Consider the following 11,610-nt stretch of genomic DNA (forward strand, 5'->3'; position numbering starts at 1 on the left):
CCGCACTGATGAGGTCCCTGATCACCCGCGGAGTCGTGTCGGAGTTCTTCCGCACCGGCCCCGACACCGGGCCGCCCGTCCCGACCGGGGGCCTCAACGTGACCACGGCGCCGTTCCGCGTCATCGCGGCGGACGGCAGGATCCACGACGGGCTCCACGCACTCGGGATACCCACCGAGCACACCCGCTGGTGCACCCAGGTCGGCAGCGGGAAGCCGGGCCTGAACACACTGTTCCGCCGGGACGGGCGAGGTCATCGCCCGGGCGATGCTCCACCCCCGCATCGAAGGCGCCGAGCCGCCGGCCTCCGCCGGCCACACCACCACCGACGACCGCAGGGTCCTGCTGGGCAAGGAACGGACCTCATGACAGCACTGCACCTCATCGGCGACGACGGCGACACCCTGCTCTCGTACGCCGAGCTGTCCCGGCGCTCCGACCAGGTGGCGCTGTGGCTCCGGGAGATCGGCGTCAGGCGCGGGGACCGGGTGCTGCTCGCCCTCCACAACGTGCTGCCCCTGTGGGAGGCGATCCTCGCGGCGATCAAACTCGGCGCCATCATCGTCCCCACCTACCCGAACGCGCCCCCGGCCGACCTGGCCGACCGCGTCCACCGCGCGGGGATCAGCCACGTCCTCACCGAGAGCGCACTGACGGAGGGGTTCGCCGACGTCCCCGGAGGGTGGACCCGCATCTGTACCGGGCCGCCCGTCGCGGGCTGGGCGTCGTACGAAGACTCGTACGACGTCCCGGAGGGCCCCTTCGTGCCGGAGGCGGCGACGGGAGCCGACGACCCGCTCTTCTGCTCCTTCACCTCGGGCACCACGTCCAAGCCCAAGATGGTCGTCCACACCCACACGAGCTATCCCGTCGGCCACCTCTCCAGCATGTACGGGAACGGAGTCCAGCCGGGAGACGTCCACCTGAACATCTCGGCGCCCGGCTGGGCCAAACACTCGTGGGGATCCCTGTTCGTGCCCTGGAACGCCGAGGCCACCCTGCTCGTTCTCTCCTCGCCGAACGCCGGCGGCAATCCCCCCGGGCGCAGGCCCCTCCCGGGGAGCATGGGCAGGCCGATGCCCGGATACGAGGTCATCGTCGCCCAACCGGGCAGCGGGACCCCGGCGCCTCCCGGCATAGCGGGCGAACTCTGCCTGGACCTCGTCAACCGGCCGGCCGGCATGCTCAGCGGTTACCTCGGTGACGGGGCCAAAACGGCCGCGGCCTTTGCCGGAGGTCGCTATCACACGGGTGATCTGGTCACCCAGGACGAGACCGGCGACCTGCACTACGCGGGTCGCGCCGACGACATGTTCAAGTCCTTCGACCACCGCATCGCCCCCCTGGAACTGGAAGCTGTCCTGTTGCGGCATCCGGCGGTCAGGCAGGCCGCCGTCGTTCCCGTACCCGACCCGCTGGGGATGTGGATCCCGAAGGCCTTCGTCACCCTGGCCTCCGGAGGAGAAGCGACGGGGGCGACCGCTCTGCGACTACTGACCCATACTCGGGAAGACCTCCCCGAAGAGAAGTCGATCCGCGTCATCGAATTCGCCGAGGAGCTGCCCATGACCGCCTCCGGGAATATCCAGCGCAGCGTGCTGGGCGCCGAGCGGACCCTGAGAGGTGAGGAATTCCGTCCCGCGTGACGGAACAACCGCCGGTAACGGCGAGTTGTGCGTAAAGCAGCATGGAACACGCCGCAGGGCGCGCCATGCGCAAGGCCGAACGGGGGAGCGGCCTTCTATGCAACTGCTGTGGCTCCAAACCTTCATGGCCGTTTACCACACCGGGTCGTTCACCAAGGCGGCCCGCCAGCTGGGAATCACCCAGCCCACCGTTACCCAACAGGTCCGTGGACTGGAATTGGAATTCGGACTTCCGCTCTTCGAACGCACTCCGCGCGGAGTCGTGCCCACACCCAGTGCGACCGTACTCGCCAAAGACGTGCAGGTCTCCCTGAAGAACCTGAGCATCGCCATCGGCCGCCACTTCGGCGACGGCGAGGAGAACCGCCCGCTCCGGATCGGGGCGACACCGGAACTGGCCGCCGCACGGCTGATGCCCGCCTTGTCTCGGCTGGCCGCCGGAGGGATGGACATCAAGACCTCCGTCGGCGTCAGTTACGAACTGCTCGACCGGCTCTCCGAGGGATTCCTCGACCTGGTCGTCTCCACGTTCCGCCCCCGTAGACGGGGGCTGGAGGCAACCCCCCTCGCGGACGAGGAACTCATCCTCACCGCCTCCCCGGCGATGGCGCAGGAGATGTTCCCGCACGGGGTGACGGAGGACGACGTGGACCTCGTGTCCAAGGCTCCGCTCATCGCGTACGCCGAGACGCTGCCGCTGATCCGGCAGTACTGGAAGGACGTCTTCGACACCACACCGACGACCGCGCCCAGCGTCGTCGTACCGGACCTGCGCGCCGTCATGTCCGCGGTCATCTCCGCCGCGGGCATTTCGGTCCTGCCCCGCTGCCTGTGCTCGGCCGCCCTCGCCTCGGGAGCCCTCGTCACCCTCCTGGAACCGGAACTCCCACCCATCAACACCCTCTACCTGGTGGTCCAGTCCGGAACCCTGGCCGACTACCGACTCTCACAGGTCCACAGCCAACTCCTGCGCAGCGCCCAGATGTGGACCTGAGGATCGGAAGGCCCCGAAGGCCCGGACCACCCCACGGATCCGGGCCGGCGGGCTCGCCATGGACCCGGTCGAACGGATGACCCCGCGGATCCCGACGTGATCCCGGACGGGCCAGCCGCGCAGGCGGGTCGGGCCCCGTCGGTGGTCCCGACCGGTATGGAGGAGCGAACGGACACGGCCGGCAACCCGTTGCCATGAAGCAGGCAGGACCGCCACGATCACCCCCGGCGAGCCGCCGAAAGCCCCCTGGTGCGGCCTGGGGCCCGTACGGGGTACCGATCGGACTGACCGTCGGGGCGACGCCCACTCGATACGTCGCCGAGTGGCTCCTCGGAGTGTTGCTTGCCGGCCCGGGCGTGGGGCTGGTGCTGCCCACGCTGATCGGCGCCGCGCCGGCGGCGCTGCCGCCTGAGGCGCCCAGCCGTGGCGGAGCAACGCATCCCCATGGGCACGACGACCCGGCGGTAGCGCTCACCGTCGACGGAGATGACCCGGGTGCGCTTCTTCACCAAGGCCACCGCCACGCACCCCTTAACCCCACGGACGGCCCAACGAAAAGTCACCCCTCCTCCGTCATCCCCGTCGCCCCGAAGTATCCGCTGCGCACCACCGGGTCGGCGGCCGGTGCCGTGCGGGACCCGGTGAAGTACTCCGCGTCCTTCGGACGGTCGGCGGGGAGTTTGGAGCGGGGGGCCGGCATCAGCTTCGGTATGTGCTTGGAGCAGTGGATGTAGGCCTCCTCGACGGTGAGGTGGACCCACATCTCAACGGCGCGCCCCGGCGCGATGTCGTAGGGCAGGCCCGGCTGTACGGCGCGGAGGTCGGCGTCGAGGTAGAGCCGGGCGACGCCGTTGACGTGCAGGCCTACGTGATGGTGTGTGAAGTCGACGAAGAGCATGCCGAGGTGGGGGTTCTCCGTCATGTTGCCGGCACTGGCGAGCACGCCGTTTCCCCGGAACTCAGGGTAGGCAAGGGTGTGTTCGTCCAGCACGTGCACGAAGCCGGGCGGCCCCGCCCGAAAACTGGCGTCACATTCCCCGTGGGAGTCGGCGGTGGCCAGGAAGACCATGCTCTGTAGGCCGATGAACTCCTGCATCTCGGCCGTGAGGCAGGGGCGCACCTGCCGGTCGTAGAACCGGGCGGCGCGGTCGGCGCTGCCCATGTACTGCTGTAGTCGGTGTTCACCCGCTGATCCGAAGGACGGTGGGGGGAAGGTCACGGGGGCGTTCTCCTGGCAGGATCGGCAAGCGTGTGGCTCAGGGAGCGGACAGGACGGGCGTTTCGAATGGATCGTGATGGATGCGGTCGGACTGGGTGCCGTGCAGCGTGAGCGTCTCGCTGGCGGAGACCACCATCGGGGCCGGTCCACTGAGATAGACGTCGTGCTGGTACCACGGGCCGTACTCGGCAAGAACCTGTGGCAGGGATCCCCGGATGCCGGGGATGTACTCGTGGGAGACGGCGCCCCTGATGGTCAGCCAGTGGTGCTGCTGCGCCATCCGGAGCATGTCGTCGACCCCGTACAACTCGGCGCCGGTACGGGCCCCGAGGAACAGGTCGACCTGGTGCCGCCCGCCACGACGGGCCACCTCCTCGACGATCGCGCGGATCGGCGCGAGGCCGGTCCCGCCCGCCACACAGAGCAGGTCGCTGTGGACGGCGGCGTCCAGCACCATGTCCCCCATCGGCGCTCCGAGTTGGAGGACGTCACCCACGGCGGAACGGTGTACGAGAGCGTCACTGACCGTGCCGCCGGCCACCGCGCGCACGTGAAAGGTGAGGGTGCCGTCCCGACGGGGTGCGTTGGCGGGGGAGTAGTAACGCCACTGCTTGGGCCACCACGGTGTCTCCAGGCTGACGTACTGCCCGGCCGCGTACGGGTACGGAATGTGGGGTCGCACTGTGACCTCGGCGATGCCGTGTCCGCGCTGGACCTTGTGCACCACGGTGGCGGGCCAGACGGCGGGACGCCGGGCCTCGTCCTCCTCGGCTGCGCTGATCATGACGTCGGCGACCACCCCGTATGCCTTGGTCCAGGCCGCGGCGATGTCCGCGGTCCATGCGGGGCCGGCGTAGCGGGCCAGAGAGGCGAGGAGACACTCGCCCACGGCGGGGAAATGCGCACTGAGGGTGCCAAACTTGCGGTGATCACGGCCGAGGTGGCCGCAGAAGCGGACAAGGCCTTCCGGGTCGTCGACCAAATCCACGATGCGTAGCAGCGCGCGCAGCAGGCGCCCGCGCTGGGCGTCCATCCCCGGGGGGAACATCGGACGGACCTCGGGGTAGCGGGCGAAGAGGATCGCATAAAAATAGACGGTCATCTCAGCGGCGAACGGTTCGACCACGGAGACGGAAGTCCGTACGAGTGTGATCTCGTGGGCCGAGAGCGGCGGCTCGTCGCTGGTGGCGGCTCGGGTGGTGACGGCAGGAGGAGCGGGATCCTCCACCTGCGGGAGCGTGGCCGGGTTTGTTGGGCGTCCGATCCGGAACTTCAAGAGACCAGCGCTCCTCCCGTGGGTATTCGAATGGGACGCGATCGTCCGGTGGCGGCGACGGCGGCGGGCATGAGTCCTCCTGGCGGGTGCTGACGTAGAAGCGGATCAAGCGGATCAAGCGGTTCCGGAGGGTACATGATCGTGCGTGTGACTCGGAAGTAATAACGGGCCGCAATGCCGGCGAGGTCGAATCCGCGCTCGTCGATGACGCCCCCGAGAGACGTCCTACGCAGTACGCGGTGCGAACTTTGTCGGCCTCGCGTGTGGTGACTCCGGAAGCGAGCCACTGCACCGGTATCCGAGGAGTCGCCGCCGCCAGGCCCACGATCCGAGGACCGGGACTTCGTACTGGCCGGGCGTACGCCGCAGCCGGCCCGGGCCGCTGTGCAGGAGGGGCCGAGATCCGGAGGGCCGCTTCGAGCGCGGTCTTCTCGTGGCCCCGGATCTCGATCGTGATCACGCTTTCATCGCTCATGCCCCGGGAACCCGCAATGCATGGGCGCCGGCCAAATGGCGTCGCAATCGGGCTGCTCTCGTGCGCACTGTGCCCAGGACTCCAGGAGCCGACGGAAGCCGGCCGGCGCATACCGTTCTCCGGAGGTCGCGCGGGGCCTCTGGATGCCGGCCACCTCGGCCATCGCGCCGCTGGGGCTGAGGCTGCCAGCCGATTTCCGCCACCCACAGGCCCAGCTGCTCCGCTCTCCGGTGCAGGTCCAGAAGGTGAAGCAGGCATGGGTTGAAGTCGCCCCGGCGTCTGGTCATCGTGCCCTTTGACCTGCCGCCCGGACTCGTGAGGTCAGCACGGCATGAGAAATCCAGTTGGGCTGGCACCGCTCCTGACGGGCGCGGGCATCGGTACCCCGGGGCGGGGGCGATGCTGCTGCCGCACCGCCCTGCTGCTGTACCGCCCCGACGCTGCCGAACGACCTGGCCACGGGATGGCGCCGCGGGCGTTGGCTCCGTCGCCCCGGCCACAGGGGGCGGTCGAGAATGTCACTCCTCCAGATTCGGTGGATCGCCGCCGTGCTCAGGGCGCGAGCCGGTAGAGGAGCCCCATGGGGGATGTGCGGGTTACGTCTTGGCGCTGGGAACGGCGAGGGGCTCAGCGGGGGCCTTCTTCTTCGCCTGCTCCATGAGTTCGCCGAGTGGGGTGAGGCGGTTGCGTCCCGTGGCCTAGCGGAACTGCTGGAACAGTTTCTCGACCGTCTTGTGGTCTTCCCTGAGCAGCACGATCCCGTCCACCAACGCCTCCTCGGCAATGCCGTTCCGGGCGGCGCAGGCCGGCCACCCCGACGCCGTTCACCCGGCGCGGCCCCGCTCGGTCCGCCCGGGAGGGGGGTCTGGCCCGGACAGGCGATGCGCCTACGCCGTACGCCGACCGGAGACCCGCACCCCACTGGCGTGTCCTACCGAGGAATCCCATCACCGCACCCCTGCGAAAGGTGGTCGCCGGCAGGTGGGTCTTGGTCCACGGGGAAGAGGGACAGGGTGCCGGTCATTTCGAGAAGCTGTTGGAGCTGGCGGTTGGGGGCGGCGATACGGATGACGGTGCCGGTGGGCTGTGCCGCGTGGCGGGCGCGCAGGAGGGCGTTGAGTGCGGAGGAGTCGCAGAAGGTGACACGGCTGCAGTCGATGACCACGGGCCTGGCGGGTGAGGCGTGGGTGAGGGCTTCGGCCAGGGCGCGTTCCAGGGAGGCGGCTGTGTCGAAGTCGATCTCACCGGTGGCCCTGACCACCACGGCCTGATCCATGACCTCCACGGCGATGTCAGTGCCTTCTTCCCGGTGAAGGTGGTCGACCATGGCTCTCTCCGGTCTTCGTTGGGTCCCCCGTGGTTCGGGGTTCCGGTTACGTGCTGCGCTGGTCGTGGGTGTCCTGGCGGAGTTGGTGGGTGTGTCGGGTCAGGGTGTCGATGCGCTCGGCGAGTTCGGCGTCCTCGGGCCGCAAATGGGGGCGGGTGTCGGTCAGGGGTCCCATCAGACGGGCGGCGTCGTTGTCGCCGAGGGCCTGGTTCAGGTTGCCGATCGCGCTTTCGGAGCCGGCGGGCAGGCCGGTGAGGGAGGTGACCTGTCCGGCGAGGCGCCGCAGATCGGCGGCGTTGTCGCGGGCCCAGGCGGTGACGCTGCGTTCGGCGGCGCGGGTGTCGCGGGTGGCCTGGACGCGTTCCTCGCCGGTGCTTCCGGTCTTGCCGGGGCGCAGGCGCAGGTAGCGGCGTTCGGCGGCCTGCCGACTGGCGACCCCGAGCGGGCCGGCGAGGTCCGCCCAGCTCGCGCCCCGCTCGCGGGCGGTCTCGATCAGCCCACTCTCCCAGCCGGCGAGTTCTTCGCGAATCTCGCGCAGCCTCAGCAGCGCGGCCAGGACCGGGTCCGAGCCTGCGTTCAGTGCGGGCGCCGCGTCGGACTCGGGTGTTGCGGGGCCGGGCTGTTGTGCGTCATGAAGGGCCTGCCGGATGGCCTCGAGTGCCGTGGCGGCGGTCATGAACGGGACCTGCGGAGTAGATGGGGCGGCTTTGGCCATGCTGTCCTCCGGTCGTGCTGTCACCCTTCAGGTGACTTCTTGCTTGTCATCGTTTCGATGACATGCTACAACGGATGCACGTTGAAGCGCATTGGCAGTTTCTGCCTGAGTCAAGTGGAGGTGTTTCGCGATGTTGATGCGCACTGACCCGTTCCGCGAGATGGACCGGATCGTCCAGCAGCTGTCCGGCACGTCGGGCACGTGGTCGAAGCCGTCCGTGATGCCGATGGACGCCTACCGCGAGGGCGATGAGTACGTGATCGCCTTCGACCTCCCCGGTGTGAGCACCGAGGCGATCGACATCGACGTCGAGCGGAACATGCTGACCGTGAAGGCGGAGCGCCGCCCGGTCACGAAGGTCGACGCCGTGAAGGTGGAGCTCTCGGAGCGGCCCCTGGGTGTCTTCTCCCGTCAGGTCGTCCTGGCCGACACCCTGGACACGGAGCGCATCCAGGCCGACTACGACGCGGGTGTCCTGACCCTGCGGATCCCGATCGCCGAGCGCGCCAAGCCCCGCAAGATCAGCATCCGAGGCGAAGCCGGCCGCAAGCAGATCTCCGGCTGACCCCTCCCGCACCAGCCGGCAGCGGAGGGCGGGAAGAGTCGATTCCCCCTCCGGCACCCGCCCTCCGCGCCCCTTGCCCCCTTCACCCCTTCTCTGGAGGTGACGTGATGTCGATGCGCAGGGAAGCGTTCCTGGCCCACGTCCAAGAACGCGGCGAGTACGCAACCACGGAAGAGGCCGATCGCGTGGCACGCGTCGTCCTGGCCCTGCTGGGTGCGCACCTGGCCGGCAGCGTGCGGGCCGAGCTCGCCGCCCGGCTCCCCGAAACGTACGCCCTGATCCTCCTCAACCCGCTGCAGGCGACGGAGCCGCTCTCCCCGGAGCGGTTCGTCCGCGCGACCGCGGCCTGGATCGAGGGGGCCACCGAGACGACAGCCCTGTGGGACATCGGCGCCGTCCTCTCCACCGTCGCCGCCGCCGCGGGCGACGTCCTCACCCGCGAGGTCCTCCTCCAGCTCCCACCCGGCTACGACCTCCTGTTCGGCCACCCCCAGCCCACCTGACCACCACCGGCCCAAGGCCGGATCCTCCACAGAGAAAGGCAACCGCAGCCATGTACGACCAGCCTCGACCGAACCGGTCCACCCCCGCCATGACCTTCGAGCAGATGCTGGAACGCGTGCGCTACGAAGGCGCCTACCCCACCTGTGAACGCGCCGCGGAAGCCGTCCACAACGTCCTGGCCGCCCTCGGCCGCCAGCTCACCGGAGACGAACGCATCGACCTCTCCCAGCGCCTGCCCGTCGAAGCAGCCCTGACCCTGACCGCCCAGGTCCCCGCCACCGAGCACCTCACCGGCTGGGGCTTCGTCAAAGACCTCGCCACCCGCACCGGCGCCACCCCGGCCACCGCCCGTTGGGACACCGGAGCCGTACTCGCCGTCGTCACCCGCCTCGCCGGCCCCGACCTCCTCGCCCGAATCCTGCGACAGCTTCCCGGCGGCTACGCCCTCCTCTTCGGACAGGCAGAACTGCGCCGGCCCCAGCCCGCCGCCGCCTGATCGACCCGCCGGCACGTGGACACGCGTCAGGGCCGGGACCGCCACTGCGGTCCCGGCCCTGACGGCGTGAGGGTCAGCGCTTGAAGGTGCCCTTGACCTTTTCCTTGGCCTTTTCCTCGGCCTCGCGGGCATCGCCCTTTGCCTCGGCCTTCTCCGGGGTCCGGGCGGGCCGAGTGCGCTAGCGGGGGAGGAGAGCGCGGACGGTCTTGCCTCCGTCGGGCTTGGGCGTGATGACGGTGGTATGGGCGAGGTCGTTGACCATGTGCCAGCCGAACCCGCCCGTTCCATTGACGAGATCAGGGGCTCGCATCCGCGACGTCCGGGGGCTGGGGTCGTCGACGGCCACTTCGATGCTGTCGGGGTGGGCGGTAAGGCGCAGGGTGTAGGCGCCGCCGCCGTGGCGCAGGGCGTTGGTGACGAGCTCGGAGACGACCAAGGCGACGGGGTCGGCAGCGTCCGGATCGACGGCCGGTCGGAGAGTGGCGAGGTAGTCGCGGGCGGTCGCGCGTGCCTCGGCGACCATGCCCGTGGAGCAGGCGGCTGTGGCATCGACGCTCACCGTGTCCATCAGGTACTCACTCGCTGCTCCATGAACCATCGCTGCCAGGTACTGCCCGCCTGATGTGCCCCGCCAGGCAAGCGGCCAACCCTGCCGGCTTCGATTTCCTCACCACGAAGCACGCGGAAATCTGTGTTGGCCGGAGTAGACATTGGAGCGTCGTGTGGTTATGGTTTCTCTCGTAGCCAGAAAGAACGAAGGGCCCGGCAGAAACGAACTGCCAGGCAGCAGTACCCGCAGTTGCAGTTCGTCGGACGGTGCGGTGGTGGAGTTTCGAAGCCAGAGAGGTTGTAGGACGGCGACGGAACTGACGACCGGACCGGGTGGCCCGCGGTGATCAGGGGCCGCCGTGAGCAGTACCGCAGTTGATGCAGTGGTGGCAGTACCCGTAAGTGCGGTTCGCGCTACCCAGCAGTGAAAGTGAAGTAGGTGGTTCCTCGGTGAAGGCGTCGGCTGCGGGCGCGCGCACCGGGAGGTTCGGCAGTGGGGTTCCAAGCCAGAGCAGACGCACGATGGGCGACGGGGCTGGCTGCCGGAGCGTGGCGCTGGGGCAGGCCACGAGCAGTTCTCATCAGAGCAGTACAAGCAGTTCGCAGTCCCATTGAGGGAAGAACGGAGGGGCCGAGCGCCATCAGGGATCGCCCGGGTCGAATGACTGAGCCCGGGTACCGCAGGACATCGATAGTGAGGTGGTCTCCGGTCAAGCAACCGCGATCCCCGCACTCCCGACAGAGTTCATGTCGGGTCGGCGGAAACAGAAGGCCGGCGCGGTACCAGGGCCGGCAGATGGTGTAGCAGTTCCTTCGGGGCCCTGGTGCCATAGGCGCCAGGGCCCCTCCACGCGTTCCAGAAAGAGGTGCGATGACAGCAGACGCTTCGTTCGGTCGTCTCGATGACGACGACTACCCCGCCTACACCATGGGCCGGGCCGCCGAGATGCTCGGCACCACCCAGGGCTTCCTCCGCGCCATCGGGGAAGCACGCTTGATCACCCCGCTGCGTTCGGATGGCGGCCACCGGCGTTACTCCCGCTACCAGCTGCGGATCGCCGCCCGCGCCCGGGAACTCGTCGATCAGGGAACCCCGATCGAGGCGGCCTGCCGCATCGTCATCCTCGAAGACCAGCTGGAGGAAGCGCAGCGCATCAACGCCGAATACCGCCGCGCGGCCGGATCGGCGAACCCGACGGCTGCGGCCTGAGAGGACCGGAGCCCGATGCGCCTTGGAACCGTAGCCTCACGGGAGGCGGGCATGATCTCCTCTCCACGGCGGCCCCCGCGCCCCCACACGCACACGGTCTTCGCAGGCCACCATGGCCTCATCCAACTCGTCGGTGAACTCGACCTGGAGACCGCTCCCGCCATTCGCGACGCGGTCCGCAGGTGCCTCGACGGCCGCCCCTCCCTCCTGCGCGTCGACATCAGCGGGGTGTCTTTCTGCGACTGCTCCGGGGTCGCCTCCCTGGTGTGGGCGAAGGCCGAAGCGGCCCGTGCCGGAACCGGCTTCCACCTCAGCGGCCCTCCCCAACCCGCCGTCGCCCGAGTCCTGAAGGCCACCGGTACGGCCGCTCACCTCGGCCTGGCGCAGGGGCACGCCGAGATGCGGAGCGGCATCAGCCCAATCTGATCGGGATCGGGATCGGTGCAAGTGGCTCAGTCTCACCAGCGGGTGCGCCATCCGCGGTCGTTCACGCTCAGCTCTGCTCAACATCACCGCGTACGGGCTTCAATCCCGCGTCCCGCGAGCGGGGCGCGCATCGCCCGCCACGTGGTGCGCGGCGCGTGACGACGTGGGCCGGGACGACGGCTGGCGGGCCGAGGCGGGTCTCGGACGG

General features: G+C 69.3%; 12 protein-coding genes. 7 read left to right on the forward strand and 5 right to left on the reverse strand.

All coding sequences use genetic code 11. From position 1 onward, the window contains the following. Window positions 1–365 precede the first annotated feature (365 nt). Window positions 366–1,646, forward strand: a complete 1,281-nt coding sequence (locus ACIOD1_RS33650) for an AMP-binding protein (protein ID WP_401906880.1) — start codon at window positions 366–368, stop codon at window positions 1,644–1,646. Between the two features lie 97 nt (window positions 1,647–1,743). Beyond that, a complete protein-coding gene (locus ACIOD1_RS33655) occupies window positions 1,744–2,640 on the forward strand; it encodes a LysR family transcriptional regulator (RefSeq protein ID WP_401906882.1) in 897 nt (298 codons plus the stop codon). A 559-nt stretch (window positions 2,641–3,199) separates the two neighbouring features. Here ACIOD1_RS33655 and ACIOD1_RS33660 read toward each other — a convergent pair. The 4 genes from ACIOD1_RS33660 to ACIOD1_RS33675 form a co-directional block, all read right to left on the reverse strand. Next, a complete protein-coding gene (locus ACIOD1_RS33660; RefSeq protein ID WP_365627495.1) occupies window positions 3,200–3,802 on the reverse strand; it encodes a pyridoxamine 5'-phosphate oxidase family protein in 603 nt (200 codons plus the stop codon). 94 nt (window positions 3,803–3,896) lie between these two features. Then, window positions 3,897–5,087, reverse strand: a complete 1,191-nt coding sequence (locus ACIOD1_RS33665; RefSeq protein WP_401906884.1) for a globin domain-containing protein — start codon at window positions 5,085–5,087, stop codon at window positions 3,897–3,899. A 1,454-nt stretch (window positions 5,088–6,541) separates the two neighbouring features. Next, window positions 6,542–6,937: an STAS domain-containing protein gene (locus ACIOD1_RS33670; protein WP_401906887.1), complete on the reverse strand. Its 396-nt coding sequence runs from the start codon at window positions 6,935–6,937 to the stop codon at window positions 6,542–6,544. 46 nt (window positions 6,938–6,983) lie between these two features. Further along, window positions 6,984–7,652: an HSP18 transcriptional regulator gene (locus ACIOD1_RS33675; protein WP_365627402.1), complete on the reverse strand. Its 669-nt coding sequence runs from the start codon at window positions 7,650–7,652 to the stop codon at window positions 6,984–6,986. Between the two features lie 130 nt (window positions 7,653–7,782). Between ACIOD1_RS33675 and ACIOD1_RS33680 the strand changes: the two genes are divergently transcribed. The 3 genes from ACIOD1_RS33680 to ACIOD1_RS33690 all read left to right on the forward strand — a co-directional run bounded on the left by ACIOD1_RS33680 (window position 7,783) and on the right by ACIOD1_RS33690 (window position 9,217). Then, window positions 7,783–8,217: an Hsp20/alpha crystallin family protein gene (locus ACIOD1_RS33680; protein ID WP_401906890.1), complete on the forward strand. Its 435-nt coding sequence runs from the start codon at window positions 7,783–7,785 to the stop codon at window positions 8,215–8,217. Between the two features lie 107 nt (window positions 8,218–8,324). Beyond that, a complete protein-coding gene (locus ACIOD1_RS33685; RefSeq protein WP_365627408.1) occupies window positions 8,325–8,720 on the forward strand; it encodes a DUF2267 domain-containing protein in 396 nt (131 codons plus the stop codon). Between the two features lie 50 nt (window positions 8,721–8,770). Continuing rightward, complete coding sequence (locus ACIOD1_RS33690) at window positions 8,771–9,217, forward strand: DUF2267 domain-containing protein (RefSeq protein WP_365627411.1); 447 nt, start codon at window positions 8,771–8,773, stop codon at window positions 9,215–9,217. 178 nt (window positions 9,218–9,395) lie between these two features. On the opposite strand, the gene ACIOD1_RS33695 is transcribed toward ACIOD1_RS33690, so the two are convergent. Beyond that, window positions 9,396–9,785: an ATP-binding protein gene (locus ACIOD1_RS33695; RefSeq protein ID WP_365627414.1), complete on the reverse strand. Its 390-nt coding sequence runs from the start codon at window positions 9,783–9,785 to the stop codon at window positions 9,396–9,398. Between the two features lie 852 nt (window positions 9,786–10,637). On the opposite strand from ACIOD1_RS33695, the gene ACIOD1_RS33700 reads away from it, so the two are divergent. Both ACIOD1_RS33700 and ACIOD1_RS33705 read left to right on the forward strand, forming a co-directional pair. Continuing rightward, complete coding sequence (locus tag ACIOD1_RS33700; RefSeq protein ID WP_401906894.1) at window positions 10,638–10,976, forward strand: MerR family transcriptional regulator; 339 nt, start codon at window positions 10,638–10,640, stop codon at window positions 10,974–10,976. Window positions 10,977–11,027: 51 nt separating this feature from the next. Then, on the forward strand, window positions 11,028–11,402 hold the full coding sequence (locus ACIOD1_RS33705; protein ID WP_365627419.1) for an STAS domain-containing protein: 375 nt from the start codon (window positions 11,028–11,030) through the stop codon (window positions 11,400–11,402). The last annotated feature ends 208 nt before the right edge of the window (window positions 11,403–11,610 follow it).

The organism is Streptomyces sp. NPDC088097, assembly GCF_044741845.1.
In the GTDB taxonomy this organism is placed as follows: domain Bacteria; phylum Actinomycetota; class Actinomycetes; order Streptomycetales; family Streptomycetaceae; genus Streptomyces.

Bases quoted from the DNA above. Each gene is read 5' to 3' on its own strand.
- ACIOD1_RS33650 (WP_401906880.1), top strand. From the start codon at position 366: ATGACAGCACTGCACCTCATCGGCGACGACGGCGACACCCTGCTCTCG.
- ACIOD1_RS33675 (WP_365627402.1), bottom strand. From the start codon at position 7,652: ATGGCCAAAGCCGCCCCATCTACTCCGCAGGTCCCGTTCATGACCGCC.
- ACIOD1_RS33690 (WP_365627411.1), top strand. From the start codon at position 8,771: ATGTACGACCAGCCTCGACCGAACCGGTCCACCCCCGCCATGACCTTC.
- ACIOD1_RS33700 (WP_401906894.1), top strand. From the start codon at position 10,638: ATGACAGCAGACGCTTCGTTCGGTCGTCTCGATGACGACGACTACCCC.
- ACIOD1_RS33705 (WP_365627419.1), top strand. From the start codon at position 11,028: ATGATCTCCTCTCCACGGCGGCCCCCGCGCCCCCACACGCACACGGTC.
- ACIOD1_RS33655 (WP_401906882.1), top strand. From the start codon at position 1,744: ATGCAACTGCTGTGGCTCCAAACCTTCATGGCCGTTTACCACACCGGG.
- ACIOD1_RS33660 (WP_365627495.1), bottom strand. From the start codon at position 3,802: ATGGGCAGCGCCGACCGCGCCGCCCGGTTCTACGACCGGCAGGTGCGC.
- ACIOD1_RS33680 (WP_401906890.1), top strand. From the start codon at position 7,783: ATGTTGATGCGCACTGACCCGTTCCGCGAGATGGACCGGATCGTCCAG.
- ACIOD1_RS33685 (WP_365627408.1), top strand. From the start codon at position 8,325: ATGTCGATGCGCAGGGAAGCGTTCCTGGCCCACGTCCAAGAACGCGGC.
- ACIOD1_RS33695 (WP_365627414.1), bottom strand. From the start codon at position 9,785: ATGGACACGGTGAGCGTCGATGCCACAGCCGCCTGCTCCACGGGCATG.
- ACIOD1_RS33670 (WP_401906887.1), bottom strand. From the start codon at position 6,937: ATGGTCGACCACCTTCACCGGGAAGAAGGCACTGACATCGCCGTGGAG.